Genomic DNA, 14,830 nt, shown 5'->3' on the forward strand with positions numbered 1-14,830 from the left:
CTCAGTCCTGCTCGATCCCCGCCTCTCGGCTCCATGCGCGGTACGCCTCCAGAGCCGTGGGCAGGGTCGGGTAGATGCGGGCTGCGCCCACCGAGGCGGTCAGGCCGTAGGCGTCGAGGTCCTCGCGGAGATCCTGCTTGACCCGGGCCAGGGCGAAGACGATTCCGCGGTGCTCCAGTTCCTGACGGAGCGCGTCCACGGCGTCGAGGGCGGTGATGTCCACCTCGACGTTCGCCTCCGCGTTGAGGAGGAACCAGCGGGCCGGCGGGCTCTGTTCGTCGACCGCGGCCAGGGCGCGACGGTGGAAGTTCTCCGCGTTGGCGAAGAAGAGCGGCGAGTCGTAGCGGTAGACCACCAGCCCCGGGACGGTCCGCGCCGTCGGGTAGTCGTCCACGTCGTGCATGCCGGCGAGCCCGGCCACCAGGCCCTCCACCGCGTCGTGCGGACGGGCCACGCGGGCGAGCAGCTCGACGACCGACAGCGCCACCGCGACGAGGACGCCGTACAGGATGCCGAGGACGAGTACGCCCAGCAGGCATCCGACCGCCAAGAGGAGTTCGCGACGCCGGAAGGCCGCGAGGCGCCGGAACTCGCCGACGTCGATCAGGCGGACGGCCGCGTAGACGACGATGGCGCCGAGGGCGGCGCTCGGAGTGTGGGCCAGGAGGGAGCCCAGGAAGAGCAGGACCATGACTACCGCGAGCGCCGCGAACAGCGAGTACGCCTGGCTCCGCGCTTTCGACGACCGGGCCAGGGCGGTGCGGCTGGCGCTGCTGCTGACCGGGAACCCGTGCAGGACACCCGCTCCCAGGTTCGCCGCCCCCATGGCCAGGAGTTCACGATTGGGATCCAGCGCAGCCGGATCGCCGCGGTCCGCAAAGGCCCGTGCGGTCAGGATCACGTCGGAGTACCCGACGAGGAGGACGCCCAGCGCCGGGAGCAGCAGCTGCGGCAGGTCGCCGAGCGGCGGGAGCGCCGGCGCCGGCAGCCCGGAGGGCACGGGTCCGATCACGGCGATCCCGTACCGGTCGTCCAGCCCGAACGCCGCCACCACGGCCGTGGCGAGGACGAGGGCGAGCAGGGGGCGCGGCACCAGGCGCCAGTGCCCCGGCGCCGCGAAGAGCACGGCCAGGACGGCGGCGGCCAGGGCGACGGTCGGCCAGTGGACGTGTGTGAGGTTCTGGACGAAGGAGTACAGCTGCGGGAAGAAGTCCGAACCCGTCGTGCGCACTCCGGTGAGCCGGGGCAGCTGGTCGACGATCATGATCAGCGCGACACCGGCGAGGTAGCCGACGAGGACGGGCCGTGAGAGCAGGTCGGCCAGGAAGCCGAGTCGCACGGCCCAGGCCGCCAGGGACAAGAGGCCGACGGCCACGGCGAGGGCGGCCGCGAGGACCGCGTACCGGCCGGGGTCGCCGCCGGCCAGCGGCCCCACAGCGACAGCGGTCATCAGCGCTGTGGTCGACTCGGGTCCGACGGAGAGCAGTCGCGAGGAACCGATCAGCGTGTAGAGGACCATGGCGGGCAGGACGGCCCAGAGCCCGGCCACGGGTGGCAGCCCGGCCACACCCGCGTACGCCATGACCTGCGGCACCAGATAGGCGGCGACGGTGACCCCGGCCAACGCGTCCCGCCCGAGCCACGACCGGCGGTACCCCCGCAGACCGGGGGGCGACAGGGACGGCCTTCCGTTCGCGGACATCGCACTCCTCGCTGGTGGACCACTCGGCGTTCCGTGTCGGCGCCCGCCCCAATTTCAGCGGTTCCCGAGGGTGGCCGCATGGTCGGGTACCACGGTCTGCAGTTCCTTGGACGGGCGCTCGTAGCCCGTGGAACGGGGACGGGGCGGCAGGGTGAGTGACGGCAGAACCACGTCCGCGTACGGGACCGAGGACAGCAGGTGGGCGATCATGTTGAGTCTGGCGCTGCGCTTGTCGTCGCTCTCGACCACGTACCACGGGGCGTCCACCGTGTCCGTGTGGACGAACATCTCGTCCTTGGCCCTGGAGTAGGCCTCCCAGTGCGTCAGGGACTCCAGATCCATCGGAGAGAGCTTCCAGCGCCGCAGCGGGTCCTCCGCCCGGCGGCGGAAACGCTCCTCCTGAACCGCGTCGCTCACGGAGAACCAGTACTTGCGGAGCAGGATCCCGTCTTCCACCAGCATCCGCTCGAACGCCGGGCACTGGCGCAGGAAGCGCTGGTGCTCGGCGGCCGTGCAGAAACCCATGACGTGTTCCACTCCGGCGCGGTTGTACCAGCTGCGGTCGAAGAGGACGATCTCGCCGGCGGCGGGCAGGTGCTCGACGTAGCGCTGGAAGTACCACTGGGTGCGCTCCCGCTCCGTCGGCTTGGGCAGGGCCGCGATGCGCGCCACGCGGGGGTTGAGGTGTTCGGCGACGCGTTTGATCGTGCCCCCCTTGCCTGCCGCGTCGCGGCCCTCGAAGACGACGACGAGGCGGGCACCTTCCACTCGCGTCCATTCCTGGAGCTTGACCAGCTCCGTCTGGAGCCGCAGCAGTTCGTTCTCGTAGACCGCCTTCTTGAGACCCATGGCCGTCTCCTCCCGCTCGTCGTCCGGTGCTGCGATCAAGTCAGTCACGGCCGACGCCCGCGGGCAACGATGCCCTTCGCGCCCGGGCGTGTCGATACGCTGGTCCCGGACGGGGCGGACGGGCGGACAGGTGGAGGAGCAGCACGTGGGTGTGGCGGATCCGTTGACACAGGTGCCGCGGATGCGGCTGGACGAGCTGCTCGACGAACTCCAGGTGCGCATCGACGCCGTGCGCGGCACCCGGGACCGGGTACACAGCCTGCTGGAGGCCGTCGTATCGGTGGGTCGGGAGCTCGACCTGGCCCAGGTGCTGCGGCGGATCGTGGAGGCGGCCGCGCTGCTCGTGGACGCGGAATACGGCGCGCTGGGTGTCATCGGCCCGGACGGCCGGACGCTCGCCCAGTTCCTCACCGTGGGGCTCACCGAGGAACAGATCGCCAGGATCGGCCCGCTGCCGGCCGGTCACGGCCTGCTCGGGGAGGTCATCCGCCACCCGGAACCCTTGCGCCTCACCGATCTCGGCGCCCACTCCTCGTCCTACGGATTTCCGGCCCATCATCCGCCCATGCGCACGTTCCTCGGCGTGCCGATCCGCGTGCGCGACGAGGTGTTCGGGAACCTCTATCTGACCGACAAGCGGGGCGGCGTCGATTTCGACACCGAGGACGAAGCGGTGATCTCCACCCTCTCGGTCGCGGCGGGCGTGGCGATCGACAACGCCCGGCTGTACGAGGGGTCGCAGCGCCAGCAGCGGTGGCTGAAAGCCAATGCGGAGATCACCGAGAGCCTGCTCTCCGGCAGCTCCCGCGCGGCGGTGCTGGAGCTCATCGCCCTGCGGGCCCAGGAGATCACCGGTGCCCGGCTCGCGGACATCGCCATGCCGGTCGCCGGCGCCGAGGGCCTGGTCGTGGAGTTCGCGGCCGGTGCGGACAGCGAGGCGCGGCAGGGGCTCGTGGTCCCGTTCGCGGGAACGATCTCCGGAACGGCGCACCAGACCGCCCGGTTCGTCGCGTCCGCACATGCCTCGGACGATGAACGCTACGGCGCCGATGTCCAGGTACGGGACGGGCTGGGCCCTGCCGTCGCGGTCCCGCTCGGGACCACGGGCGGGGAGAGCAGGGGTGTCCTGCTGCTCGCGCGCCCGGCAGGGGAGCCAGCCTTCGGTGAGGGCGAGCTGGAGCCGCTCGTCGCCTTCGCCGGTCAGGCGGCGCTCGCGCTGGAGCTGGCCGAGCGGCGCCGGGACGCGGAGCAGATAGCGCTGCTGGAGGAGCGCGACCGGATCGCCCGGGACCTGCACGACCTGGCCATCCAGCGGCTCTTCGCCACCGGAATGACCCTCCAGAGCGCCGCACGGCTCGTACAGCACGACGGGGCCGCCGAGCGCGTCAGCCGTGCCGTCGATGACCTGGACGAAACCATCAAGATCATTCGCTCGACGATCTTCGGGCTGCGCACCAAGGACCGCGAGAGCGGCCCCGGCCTGCGGGCCCGCGCGGCCCGTGCCGTCGGCGATGCGGCCACCACCCTCGGTCACCCCCCGCGCCTGAGCATGGAGGGCCTGCTCGACACGGACGTGCCGCCGCAGATCGCCGACCATGTCATGGCCGTGCTGGGCGAGCTCCTCAGCAATGCCGCCCGCCACTCGCAGGCGACCCGGGTCGGGGTGAGCCTCAAAGCCGGGCAGGGCGAGATCGTGCTGACCGTTTCGGACAACGGGACGGGCATTCCGGCCCAGGGGCGCCGAAGCGGTCTGCGCAACCTGGACGAACGGGCTCAGGATCTGGGCGGGACCTTCAGCGTCGGCACACCCGACGGGGGAGGCAGCACGCTCGTGTGGCGGGCGCCGCTCCCCATCTCGCGCTGACGGCACGGCACGGTCATCCCCGGACAGCACGGTCATCCCCGGACAGTGGGCACGAGCCGCGCCTGCGCCGCCTCCAGCCGGAATCCGGTGACGAGGTCGGGGCGGATCCGCAGGGCGTGGGTCGTGGGGCGATCCACCCAGGGACGCAGGCGCGCCGCGTACCGGTCCACCTCGTCGGCATCGGCCACCCGGTACGCGTAGCCGGTGACGACCACGCTCCAGCCGAGATGCGTGTCGGGGTCGATGGCGTCCGCTTCGTACGCGACGACCACGCCGGGGACATCTGCGGGTGCCACGAGGGAGGCGAGCGCTCCGTCGTCGTGGATCCGTACGATGATGTCCTCGCCCTCGACGAGGTGGTTGACCGGGCGGACGGCCGGCAGTGCGTGCTGGGTGAAGACGATGCGCCCCAGGGACACCGTCGCCACCAGCCGGAGCGCCTCGGCCCTGTCCAGCTCCCGCATGCGCCGGGCAGGCGTCGTGTCACGCGCCCGGCCGCCGGCGCGCCGTGTGCCGTCCTGGTCCATGATGCGCACCTTCGTCCGGTCCCGATCGGTCCTCGCGGCTTCCGAGTCACCACCCTCCCTCGCGGTCACCGGGAGGACCAGGGCCGAACGGTCCCCATGCGGAGACGGATTCCGGGGACGTCCGCGATCATGTCACGACGAGCCGCAGTACACGGTCGGCGCCGAGTACCCGTATCGACTTGGCCACCAGCGGCGGCACGTCGCAGAGCTGGAGCCGCGTTCCGTTCGCGCGGCAGCGCAGGTGCACACGGAGGAAGAGCTCGATGCCCGCGCTGTCGCAGAAGGCGAGGCCGGACAGATCGAGGATCAGGTTCCGGTGGCCGGATCCGGCGAGTTCGGCGAGGCGCGGCTCCACCCGCCCGGCCGTGTGGAGGTCGAGCTCTCCGGCCAAGGAGACGCTCAGGTCGGCGCCGTTGCGTGCCACGGTCCTCAGGTCGATCAAGGTGGTCGTCATGGAGCCCTCCATGCTGCGTTTCGCTCTGCGTTCGAGCCGCGCCGTTCCCCGTGCGGCCCCATCTCACCGGACGACGGGCGCGCGCGGGAAGGACCACACGCCCCTCGCACAGGGCCGAAGGTCCCTCTCCGGCGCAGCTGCCGTGCACCCGGCGCGCGGAGCAGGCGGTCGATGAGGGCCGATCGGCCCTGTCCGTCCGGCCCTCCCGGGAGGCAGGATGCTGAGGTTCGTGCGTCCAGGACGAACCCCGGCGAAGGAGTTGCGTCATGACCGACAGCGGTGCCCCGTCCCCCGCGAAGACACCGATCACGGTCTTCCTGCTCGACGACCACGAAGTCGTGCGCCGCGGAGTGCACGACCTGTTGGATGCCGAGCCCGATCTGACCGTGGTCGGTGAGGCGGGGACGGCGGAGCAGGCGCTGATCCGGATTCCCGCCCTGCGCCCCCAGGTGGCGATCCTGGACGTACGGCTCCAGGACGGTGACGGCGTGAGCGTGTGCCGTGAGCTGCGTGCGCGGATGCCCGGGCTGGCCTGCCTGATGCTGACGTCGTTCGACGACGAGGAGGCGCTGCTGGACGCCGTGATGGCGGGGGCTTCCGGTTACGTGCTGAAGCAGATCACCGGAACCGACCTGGTCACCGCCGTCCGTACGGTCGCGGCCGGCCAGTCCATGCTCGACCCCGGCGCCACCACGCGCCTGATGGCCCGGATGCGCGGCGAGGTGTCGGAGGAGGAGCAGGTCCCCGGGCTTCCCGGCTTCACCGACCGGGAGAAGGAGATCCTCGTCATGGTCAGCGAGGGGCTCACCAACCGGGAGATCGGCAAGCGGCTGTACCTCGCGGAGAAGACCGTCAAGAACATCATCTCGCGGCTGCTCACCAAGCTCGGGGTGGAGCGTCGTGTCCAGGCCGCCGTCATCGCCAGTCACGCGCTGACCCCTCCGAGCCGGCATCCCGTCCCGGCCGCCGAATAGAGAGCGTCCAGAGGGCATCCCGGCGGGTGGGGCGGGCGGGGCGCACCGTGCAGTCGCGCGCCCCGCCCCCTGCCTGCCCCCGGAGCGGTCAGGGGTGCGGGACCACCGCGACCGGGCAGGCCGAATGGTGCAGGACTGCATGGGCCACGGATCCGATGCGCATCCCCATCGACGACTCGCGGGCCCGACGCCCGACGACGAGGAGCTGGGCGTCCGAGGCGGCCGACAGCAGTACGTGGCCCGCGCTGCCCTGCTCCACGTGCAGGGCGGTCTCCACCTCGGGGTACCTCAGCCGCCACGGCTCCAGCGCCTGCTCCAGCGCGGCCGTTTCGTACTGCTCCAGGCCGCCGAACTGGTCGGCGATCCACATCGATCCGGGGCTGTAGCCGTAGACCGGGGGCAGGCTCCAGGCGCGGACGGCGCGGAGCGGGGCCTTGCGGGCGGCCGCTGCCTCGAAGGCGATCCGGAGTACTTCGGCGGACTCCTCCACACCGCCCTGCTGGCCGACGACGACCTCCCCCTCCTCCGGCACGGCCACGGGCCTCCCGTGCGCGGAGCGGACGGAGACGACGGGGCACTCGGCGGCGGCGATCACCTGCCGGCCGTAGGAGCCCAGCAGGAAGCCGGCCAGGGCGCCGTGCCCGCGAGTACCGAGTACCAGCATCTCCGCGCCCTTGGCGGCGTGCAGCAGGGCCGGCACGGGCGCGTCGGAGAGCACTTCCGCGGTGAGGGTGAGGCCCGGGTACCGGTGGATGAGCTCGCCCTCGGCCTGCTTGAGGATGTCGTCGGCGCGCCGGGCTTCGGCGTCGCGGTTCTGGACCAGCGGGAGTTCGAGCGGTTGCCACAGCCAGGCGTGGACCACGTGCAGGGGCAGGTCACGCCGTACGGCTTCGCGGGCGGCCCAGTCGGCCGCGGCCCGGCTTTCCGGGGTTCCGTCCACTCCGGCAACGAGGGTGCGCTTCACAGGTCTGTCCTCCGTACGGATGCCAGGGCATCGGGTCGGCCAGCAGGGGGTGAGCGGCACCGGCCGGGGGAACCGGCGCCGCTGAACTCACCTTCGCCGTGAAGGGGCTTGTCTCACAGGGGCCGACAGTCCCTCTCCGAGGGCCGGTCCGCCCCTACCGGCACGAGCAGGGTGAGCGCAGAGTGTCGGCATCGGCTCAGTCGACGAACGTCCCGGACCGCCGCACGGAGGAGCGGACATGACCGCGTACCCCATCTCGGAGCTCGACGCCCACTGGCGCGCCGCCAACTACCTCGCGGTCGGCCAGATCTACCTCATGGACAACCCGCTCCTGACCGAACCCCTGCGGCCGGAGCACATCAAGCCGCGGCTGCTCGGCCACTGGGGCACCTCGCCGGGCCTCAACCTCGTCCACACCCATCTGAACCGCGTCGTCAAGGACCGGTCGCTGGACGCCCTCTGCGTCTGGGGCCCGGGCCACGGCGGGCCCGCCGTCCTCGCCAACTCCTGGCTGGAGGGCACGTACACCGAGACCTATCCGGGCGTGACCCGGGACGCGGCCGGCATGGGCACGCTGTTCCGGCAGTTCTCGTTCCCGGGTGGAGTGCCGAGCCATGTCGCTCCCGGGACACCCGGCTCCATCCACGAGGGCGGCGAGCTCGGATACGCGCTCGCGCACGCCTACGGAGCAGCCTTCGACCACCCCGGCCTGCTGGTCGCCTGCGTCATCGGCGACGGCGAGGCCGAAACGGGCCCACTGGCCGCGTCCTGGCACTCGAACAAGTTCCTCGACCCGGTCCACGACGGTGCCGTTCTGCCGGTCCTGCACCTCAACGGCTACAAGATCGCCAACCCGACGGTGCTGTCCCGGATCCCCGAAGCCGAGCTCGACGCCCTGCTGCGCGGCTACGGCCACGACCCGCTGTACGTCACCGGCAGCGACCCGGCCCGCGTCCACCAGGCCATGGCCCGCGCGATGGACCATGCCCTCGACCGCATCGCGCTCATCCAACGGGAAGCGCGGACCGCGGGCTCCGATCCGGGGCGGGAGTACGCGCGCTGGCCGGTGATCGTCCTGCGCACCCCCAAGGGCTGGACCGGCCCGGCGACCGTCGACGGAGAGCCGGTCGAGGGCACCTGGCGGGCCCACCAGGTCCCGCTCGCCGGGGTGCGGGAGAACCCGGAGCACCTGAGGCAGCTGGAGGACTGGCTGCGCTCGTACCGGCCGCAGGAGCTCTTCGACGCCGAGGGCCGGCCGACGGCGCAGGTCCTGGCCTGTGTCCCGGACGGCGAGCGCCGCCTGGGCGCCGTCCCGTACGCGAACGGAGGCCGGTTGCTCCGTCCGCTGCCGCTTCCCCCGCTCGACGCGTACGCCGTCCCCGTCGACAAGCCGGGCGGCACGCTCCACGAACCGACCCGCGTCCTGGGGCACTTCCTCAGCCGGATCATGCGCGATACGGCCGGGCGGCGGGACTTCAGGGTCGTCGGACCGGACGAGACCGCGTCCAACCGGCTGGACGACCTGTACGACGCCACCGGCAAAGCCTGGCAGGCCATGACGGAGGACACGGACCGGAACCTTTCCCGGGACGGCCGGGTCATGGAGATCCTGTCCGAACACGTCTGCCAGGGCTGGCTGGAGGGCTACCTCCTCACCGGCCGCCATGGATTCTTCTCCACCTACGAGGCCTTCGCCCATATCGTCGACTCCATGGTCGGCCAGCACATCAAGTGGCTGAAGACCTCCCGCGAACTGTCCTGGCGCGCGCCGATCGCCTCCCTCAACTACCTGCTCACCTCGCACGTCTGGCGCCAGGACAACAACGGCTTCTCCCACCAGGACCCCGGCTTCGTCGACCACGTCCTCAACAAGAGCCCCGAGGTCGTCCGGGTCTACCTCCCGCCGGACGCCAACACCCTCCTCGCCGTGGCCGACCACGCCCTGCGCAGCCGCGACCAGGTCAACGTGATCGTCGCCGGGAAGCAGCCCTGCTTCGACTGGCTGCCCGCCGAAGAGGCCCGCGTCCACGTCGCGCGGGGGGCCGGCGCCTGGGAATGGGCGGGAACGGACCACGGCGCCCGCGAGCCGGACGTGGTGCTCGCCTGCGCCGGTGACGTGCCCACCATGGAGATCCTCGCCGCCGCGGCCCTGCTCCGCGAGCACCTGCCCGCGCTTGCGGTCCGGGTCGTCAACGTCGTCGACATCGCACGGCTCATGCCCCGGGAAGAGCATCCGCACGCAATGACGGACGCCGAGTACGACGCCCTGTTCACGCCCGACAAGCCGGTGATCTTCGCGTACCACGGCTATCCCTGGCTGATCCACCGGCTCGCCTACCGTCGCACCGGCCACCCGCACCTGCACGTGCGCGGCTACAAGGAGTCGGGGACCACGACCACCCCCTTCGACATGGTCGTCCGCAACGACCTCGACCGGTACCGGCTCGTCATGGACGTCATCGACCGCGTCCCCGGGCTCGCGGGCCGCGCGGAGGGGCTGCGCCAGACCATGGCGGACCGGCGCATCCGCCACCACGACTGGATCCGGGCCCACGGCACCGACCTGCCGGAGATCACCGACTGGTCCTGGCCCTACTGATCGGCGCGGGATTCGTCCGCGCCCGCCCGGCGCCCGTGATCGCGCGCGAAGGCGTCGAGCGTCTGCCGAAGCGAGCCGTGGGTGTGCAGGAATCGCTGGTCCAGGATGTCGGCGAGGTCTTCGAGCGCGGTGTGCAGCACGGCGGCGGCGAGCCGGGCATCCGGGTGGTGGGCGCCCGCGGCCTGATCGGCGATGTCCAGGGCGTAGCCGATCTGGTGGGCGAGGGAGGTCCGGTCGTCGACGTCGTGGAAGTAGTAGGACTCCGCGTACTGGAGGAAGTCGACCGCGACGACGGAGAACTGCGCGGCGAGGCTGTCCAGCATGGTGGCCCCGGCCGGGGAGTCCACCTGCTCCCGCGACGGACGGGTGCGGCGGAGGTGGGAGAGCCGCAGCGCCAGGGCCCGCCGCCGTGCCAGCGCCGGATAGATCCCCAGGATCCAGGAAACCGTCGCGGTCAGCAGTACGAAGCCGACCAGGGCTTCCGCAGGGGCGAAGACGCGCAGCCATCCCTCGGCCGGTGCGATGTCCCCGAGGCCGAGTGTGGAAGCGGTGACCAGGGAGACGTACACGGCGTCCAGCAGGCTCCCGTACTCGGCGGGGCGGAGCCCGCCCGCGTAGACGAACCCGTCGGGTACGTGCGGCCAGTAGACCAGCGCCCAGCCCGTGACCACCGTCATGGCCCACAGCGCGACGACCGACACCATCGCGAGCGGGCCTGCGAGCCCGGAAGCCCCGCGCCGGGAGGTGAAGGCGGGGGCGAGCCGCCATAGCGTGGTCATGACCAAGCGGCTCAGCCCGCCGTGGCGCGTCGGATGCCACAGGGTGTGGAACACATCCCGCAGGATGAACAGAACCAGGGCCGCGCCCGCGACCGACACCAGCCACTCCATCCGGCACCCCTCGTCCCGTCGCACCCCCCTCAGGCTCCCGTACGGCCCCCTCCACTCGCCGCAGCCCGCGCCGTAGATCGCCATCGGCGAGGCGGGCGCGGGGCCGATGGACCCCCTTTGGGGCCCGTTGAGGGCCGGTCGGCCCATCCCGGGACGCGCTGCGGCCTCGGATACTGAAAACGGACTCGCACGAGGAGGCCCCCATGACCACACAATCCCCCACACGGATCGCCGCCGCGCTGTCGGCCGAGTACCGCACCAGGCTCATGAGCATGGGCAGGGAAGTCGACTTCCCCGATGGGACCCGGCTCTTCAGCGAAGGAGGCCGGGCGGATCGTTTCTGGATCGTGCGGACGGGCGTCGTCGCCCTCGACGTCCATGTGCCCGGCAAGAAGGCGGCCGTGATCGACAATCTCGGTCCCGGCGAGCTGGTGGGCTGTTCCTGGATGCTGGCGCCGCACCGGTGGCGGCTGGGCGCGGAGGCGACGACGCCCGTGCGCACGCACGAGTTCGACGCGGCGGCAGTGCTGGCGATGATGGAAGCGGATCCCGCCTTCGGCGCAGCGATCGGGCGCTGGGTCGCCCAGGTGCTCGCCCACAGGCTCCACGCGTCCCGTGTCCGGCTTCTCGATCTGTACGGCCCGTACGGCAGCGGCACCCACCTGTGAGTACCTCGGCACGCAGGTCCACGATCCACGACACCCCGAAGAGTGTGAGGAGCACGCGATGCCCGCCGCCCGGTACACCGTGAGCGACGTCATGAGCCACACGGCCGTGGCCATCGGCCGCGAGGCCTCGTACAAGGAGATCGTCGAGCTCATGCAGCAGTGGAAGGTCAGCGCCGTCCCCGTCCTGGAGGGCGAGGGCCGCGTCGTCGGGGTGGTCTCCGAGGCCGATCTACTGCCGAAGGAGGAGTTCCGGCAGGACGACCCCCGGCTTCCCGATCAGCTGGAGGAGGCGTCCAAGGCCGGCGGTGTGCTGGCCGAGGAGCTGATGTCGAGCCCGGCCGTGACCGTGCACCCCGACGCCACCATCGCCGAGGCGGCGCGGATCATGGCCCGCAAGCGCGTGAAGCGCCTTCCCGTCGTGAACGCCGAGGGAATGCTGGAGGGCATTGTGAGCAGGAGCGATCTGCTCAAGGTGTTCCTGCGTCCGGACGAGGAGATCGAAGAGGAGATCCGCGACGCGGTTCTCGCCGAGCTCGCTCCCCCGGCACACGTGGAGGCATCGGTACGGGAGGGCGTCGTCACCCTGCGCGGATCGCTCCGTGACCGCGCCCTGGTGCCGCTGATGGCCCGCGCCGTCCGCGCCGTCGAGGGTGTCGTGGACGTCCGTATGGAAGAGGAGGGACAGGCCGCCGAAGCGGTCTGAGGTCACCGTTCCACGGCGCCTCGCCCCCGGGTGCGCCACGAGGTACATGTGTCCGCTACCTGCGACAATTCGTACGAGACGTACGCAGAGCGGATCGACCACAGGGGCGTACATGTCCGACGCACCGGCGGCCTCGGCCGCGGGGCCCATCAAGGTCTTCCTCCTGGACGACCACGAGGTCGTACGCCGCGGACTGCACGACCTGCTGGACGCGGAGCCCGACATCGTGGTCGTCGGCGAGGCGTCCACCGCCGAGCAGGCGCTGGCCCGCGGGCCGGCGCTGCGCCCGGACGTCGCCGTGCTCGACGTCCGGCTGCCCGACGGCGACGGCATCACCGTGTGCCGTGAGCTGCGCTCACACATGCCGGATCTGGCGTGTCTGATGCTGACCTCGTTCGACGACGAGGATGCGCTACTGGACGCGATCATGGCCGGTGCGGCCGGCTACGTCCTCAAGCAGATCAAGGGGTCCGACCTGGTTTCCGCCGTACGGACGGTCGCGACGGGGCAGTCGATGCTGGACCCCGCGACGACCGCCCGCCTGATGCACTCCCTGAGGGACCCGGAGCCCGCGAGAGCGCCGGCGGACGCCCGTCTGGCCGGCCTCTCGGAGCGAGAACGTTCCGTGCTCGAACTGATCGGCGAGGGCCTCACGAACGCCCAGATCGCCAAGCGGCTGTACCTGTCCGAGAAGACGGTCAAGAACCACATCTCCCGGCTGCTCGGCAAGCTGGGTGTGGAGCGCCGGGTGCAAGCCGCCGTCATCGCCGCCCAGGTCCATGAGCACGAGCACGAGCACGACCACGGCAAGGGTCAGCGCTGACCGGCTGCCGGCAGCGGGACCCGCCACTCCAGCTCGGTCCCCCGGCCCGCCTGTCCGTGAGCCGGTACGGTCGATACGGTCAGCTCTCCCCCCAGTAGCTCGGCGCGCTCGGCGAGGTTGCGCAGTCCGCTGCGCCGGCCACCCTCCGGGATGCCGATCCCGTTGTCGCCGACCACGACCGTCAGGACGCCTTCGCCGGCCGTGATGGAGACCTCTGCCCGGGTGGCCCGGGCATGCCGGGCCACGTTGGCGAGTGCCTCCCTGATCACGGCGAGCACCTCGTCCGCGACCGGCGGCGGTACATCGGTGTCGATCAGGCCTTGCATCCGCAGGGCCGGCGCGAAACCCAGCGCCGTCGCGGCCTCGTCCAGGGTCTGGACGGCGCGGAGCCTGAGCTTCGGAGCCGCTGCGGACACCTCGCGCTCACGGAGTCCGAAGATCGTGGAGCGGATGATCTTGATGGTTGCGTCCAGGTCGTCGATCGCCCGGGCCAGCCGTTCGGAGGCCTCCGGATGCTCGACGAAGCGCTGGGCGCTCTGCAGGGTCATGCCGGTGGCGAAGAGCCGCTGGATGGCCAGGTCGTGCAGGTCGCGGGCGATGCGGTCGTGGTCCTCCAGCAGGCTCATCTGTTCCGCGTCCCGGCGCCGGTCGGCGAGTTCCATGGCCAGGGCGGCCTGGTCGGCGAAGCCGGGCAGGGTTGCGACCTCGATCCCCGCGAACGCCGACCGGCCGTGTCTGCGGGCCAGGACGAGGACGCCGCTCAGCTTCTCCTTGGTGCCGACGGTGACGGCCACGGCAGAGCCGAACCCCTTCCACTGCTCCGGCCGCACGGTGATCCGCTCGTCGGTCTGGGCGTCGGCAACGATGATCAGCCCGTCCTCCTCACCGAGGGCGGCAGCGGCCAGGGTGCCTTCGCTGCTCGGCAGCACGATGTCGCGATGCGTCCCGGCGCCCTCCCCCAGCGCCAGCGAGCCGCGCAGCTCCCCGCTCTGGCCCAGGAGGTAGAAGACGCCGATGTCGGCGGCGGTGATGTCCCTGGCCCGCTCCAGCATGCCTTCGAGCACCTGGCTCTCGGCCGACCCGGAGAGCAGCGCGCTGGTGAATTCGGAGCTGGCGGCCAGCCAGCGCTCCCGGAGACGGACCTCTTCGAAGAGGCGGGCGTTCTCGATGGCGATGCCGGCCGCCACCGCGAGCGTGGACAGGACCGCCTCGTCCTCCTCGTCGAAGTCGGCGCCGCCCCTCTTCTCGGTCATGTAGAGGTTGCCGAACACCTCCTCGCGGACCCGGATGGGGACGCCGAGGAAGGAGTGCATCGGGGGGTGGTGGGCCGGGAAGCCGTAGGAGGCGGGGTGCTCGGACAGTTCCGGGAGCCGCAGGGGTTCGGGGTGCCGGATGAGTTCGCCGAGGATGCCGTGGCCGGAGGGCAGGTCGCCGATCCGGGCACGGAGGTCGTCGCTGATGCCGACGGGGAGGAACTGGGCGAGCTTGCGGTCGTCGCCGATGACGCCGAGGGCCCCGTATTCCGCGTCGACCAGGACCACGGCCGCTTCGACGATGCCCCGCAGCACCTGGGGGAGGTCGAGCTCACGGCCGACGGACATGACGGCTTCGAGGAGCCCGTTGAGCCGGTCCCGGGTGCCGCGCACCTCGTCCATGCGGACCTGGAGCTCGTCGAGCAGTTCGTCCAGCCTCAGCCGTGGGGCCTTCGGACCCACGGCGGCCTGGTCTTCCCCGCCCATGCGTACCTCCAGCGGCGCCCAGGGGGAATGCACCATGCCTCGATTCCCACCGTAGCCCCGAGCCGTCGTACCCG

The 14,830-nt window shown here is 71.5% G+C and carries 13 protein-coding genes; 6 read left to right on the forward strand and 7 right to left on the reverse strand.

Annotated features, from left to right (window positions below):
* Position 1 precedes the first annotated feature (1 nt).
* Both ACFYOB_RS24075 and ppk2 read right to left on the reverse strand, forming a co-directional pair.
* Positions 2-1,702, reverse strand: a complete 1,701-nt coding sequence (locus ACFYOB_RS24075; RefSeq protein WP_388562596.1) for a SulP family inorganic anion transporter — start codon at positions 1,700-1,702, stop codon at positions 2-4.
* Positions 1,703-1,756: 54 nt separating this feature from the next.
* The gene (ppk2, locus tag ACFYOB_RS24080; RefSeq protein WP_388562871.1) at positions 1,757-2,551 is read right to left on the reverse strand and encodes a polyphosphate kinase 2; all 795 of its coding nucleotides are present in this window, start codon (positions 2,549-2,551) and stop codon (positions 1,757-1,759) included.
* Between the two features lie 145 nt (positions 2,552-2,696).
* On the opposite strand from ppk2, the gene ACFYOB_RS24085 reads away from it, so the two are divergent.
* Complete coding sequence (locus tag ACFYOB_RS24085; protein WP_388562598.1) at positions 2,697-4,415, forward strand: GAF domain-containing protein; 1,719 nt, start codon at positions 2,697-2,699, stop codon at positions 4,413-4,415.
* Between the two features lie 32 nt (positions 4,416-4,447).
* On the opposite strand, the gene ACFYOB_RS24090 is transcribed toward ACFYOB_RS24085, so the two are convergent.
* Both ACFYOB_RS24090 and ACFYOB_RS24095 read right to left on the reverse strand, forming a co-directional pair.
* Positions 4,448-4,942, reverse strand: a complete 495-nt coding sequence (locus ACFYOB_RS24090) for a pyridoxamine 5'-phosphate oxidase family protein (protein ID WP_388562600.1) — start codon at positions 4,940-4,942, stop codon at positions 4,448-4,450.
* Positions 4,943-5,069: 127 nt separating this feature from the next.
* Positions 5,070-5,396 (reverse strand): STAS domain-containing protein, encoded by a 327-nt coding sequence (locus ACFYOB_RS24095; RefSeq protein ID WP_388562602.1) that lies wholly within the window; start codon positions 5,394-5,396, stop codon positions 5,070-5,072.
* Between the two features lie 266 nt (positions 5,397-5,662).
* Here ACFYOB_RS24095 and ACFYOB_RS24100 point away from each other — a divergent pair, with 266 nt between their 5' ends.
* Positions 5,663-6,370 carry a response regulator gene (locus tag ACFYOB_RS24100; protein WP_388562604.1) on the forward strand — a complete coding sequence of 236 codons (708 nt, stop codon included), beginning with the start codon at positions 5,663-5,665 and terminating at the stop codon, positions 6,368-6,370.
* A gap of 88 nt (positions 6,371-6,458) precedes the next feature.
* Here ACFYOB_RS24100 and ACFYOB_RS24105 read toward each other — a convergent pair whose 3' ends face one another.
* A complete protein-coding gene (locus ACFYOB_RS24105; protein WP_388562606.1) occupies positions 6,459-7,334 on the reverse strand; it encodes a universal stress protein in 876 nt (291 codons plus the stop codon).
* A gap of 238 nt (positions 7,335-7,572) precedes the next feature.
* Here ACFYOB_RS24105 and ACFYOB_RS24110 point away from each other — a divergent pair, with 238 nt between their 5' ends.
* Complete coding sequence (locus ACFYOB_RS24110; protein ID WP_388562607.1) at positions 7,573-9,933, forward strand: phosphoketolase; 2,361 nt, start codon at positions 7,573-7,575, stop codon at positions 9,931-9,933.
* Here the strand turns inward: ACFYOB_RS24110 and ACFYOB_RS24115 are convergent.
* Positions 9,927-10,823: a potassium channel family protein gene (locus tag ACFYOB_RS24115; RefSeq protein WP_388562609.1), complete on the reverse strand. Its 897-nt coding sequence runs from the start codon at positions 10,821-10,823 to the stop codon at positions 9,927-9,929. The two genes, ACFYOB_RS24110 and ACFYOB_RS24115, sit on opposite strands and share 7 nt — an antisense overlap.
* Positions 10,824-11,026: 203 nt before the next feature.
* On the opposite strand from ACFYOB_RS24115, the gene ACFYOB_RS24120 reads away from it, so the two are divergent.
* From ACFYOB_RS24120 to ACFYOB_RS24130, 3 genes are all read left to right on the forward strand, one after another.
* The gene (locus ACFYOB_RS24120) at positions 11,027-11,491 is read left to right on the forward strand and encodes a Crp/Fnr family transcriptional regulator (protein ID WP_388562611.1); all 465 of its coding nucleotides are present in this window, start codon (positions 11,027-11,029) and stop codon (positions 11,489-11,491) included.
* Positions 11,492-11,549: 58 nt separating this feature from the next.
* Positions 11,550-12,194, forward strand: coding sequence for a CBS domain-containing protein (locus ACFYOB_RS24125; protein ID WP_388562613.1), 645 nt, complete (start codon positions 11,550-11,552; stop codon positions 12,192-12,194).
* A gap of 112 nt (positions 12,195-12,306) precedes the next feature.
* Positions 12,307-13,017 carry a response regulator gene (locus tag ACFYOB_RS24130; RefSeq protein WP_388562615.1) on the forward strand — a complete coding sequence of 237 codons (711 nt, stop codon included), beginning with the start codon at positions 12,307-12,309 and terminating at the stop codon, positions 13,015-13,017.
* On the opposite strand, the gene ACFYOB_RS24135 is transcribed toward ACFYOB_RS24130, so the two are convergent.
* Complete coding sequence (locus tag ACFYOB_RS24135) at positions 13,008-14,756, reverse strand: GAF domain-containing protein (RefSeq protein ID WP_388562873.1); 1,749 nt, start codon at positions 14,754-14,756, stop codon at positions 13,008-13,010. The two genes, ACFYOB_RS24130 and ACFYOB_RS24135, sit on opposite strands and share 10 nt — an antisense overlap.
* Between the last annotated feature and the right edge of the window lie 74 nt (positions 14,757-14,830).

It is taken from the genome of Streptomyces sp. NPDC006463, assembly GCF_042870715.1.
Classification (GTDB): domain Bacteria; phylum Actinomycetota; class Actinomycetes; order Streptomycetales; family Streptomycetaceae; genus Streptomyces.

What these genes read in the sequence shown, in the direction of transcription:
- ACFYOB_RS24075 (WP_388562596.1), bottom strand. Translation starts at nt 1,702, where the DNA reads ATGTCCGCGAACGGAAGGCCGTCCCTGTCGCCCCCCGGTCTGCGGGGG.
- ppk2 (WP_388562871.1), bottom strand. Translation starts at nt 2,551, where the DNA reads ATGGGTCTCAAGAAGGCGGTCTACGAGAACGAACTGCTGCGGCTCCAG.
- ACFYOB_RS24090 (WP_388562600.1), bottom strand. Translation starts at nt 4,942, where the DNA reads ATGGACCAGGACGGCACACGGCGCGCCGGCGGCCGGGCGCGTGACACG.
- ACFYOB_RS24095 (WP_388562602.1), bottom strand. Translation starts at nt 5,396, where the DNA reads ATGACGACCACCTTGATCGACCTGAGGACCGTGGCACGCAACGGCGCC.
- ACFYOB_RS24100 (WP_388562604.1), top strand. Translation starts at nt 5,663, where the DNA reads ATGACCGACAGCGGTGCCCCGTCCCCCGCGAAGACACCGATCACGGTC.
- ACFYOB_RS24110 (WP_388562607.1), top strand. Translation starts at nt 7,573, where the DNA reads ATGACCGCGTACCCCATCTCGGAGCTCGACGCCCACTGGCGCGCCGCC.
- ACFYOB_RS24115 (WP_388562609.1), bottom strand. Translation starts at nt 10,823, where the DNA reads ATGGAGTGGCTGGTGTCGGTCGCGGGCGCGGCCCTGGTTCTGTTCATC.
- ACFYOB_RS24120 (WP_388562611.1), top strand. Translation starts at nt 11,027, where the DNA reads ATGACCACACAATCCCCCACACGGATCGCCGCCGCGCTGTCGGCCGAG.
- ACFYOB_RS24125 (WP_388562613.1), top strand. Translation starts at nt 11,550, where the DNA reads ATGCCCGCCGCCCGGTACACCGTGAGCGACGTCATGAGCCACACGGCC.
- ACFYOB_RS24130 (WP_388562615.1), top strand. Translation starts at nt 12,307, where the DNA reads ATGTCCGACGCACCGGCGGCCTCGGCCGCGGGGCCCATCAAGGTCTTC.
- ACFYOB_RS24135 (WP_388562873.1), bottom strand. Translation starts at nt 14,756, where the DNA reads ATGGGCGGGGAAGACCAGGCCGCCGTGGGTCCGAAGGCCCCACGGCTG.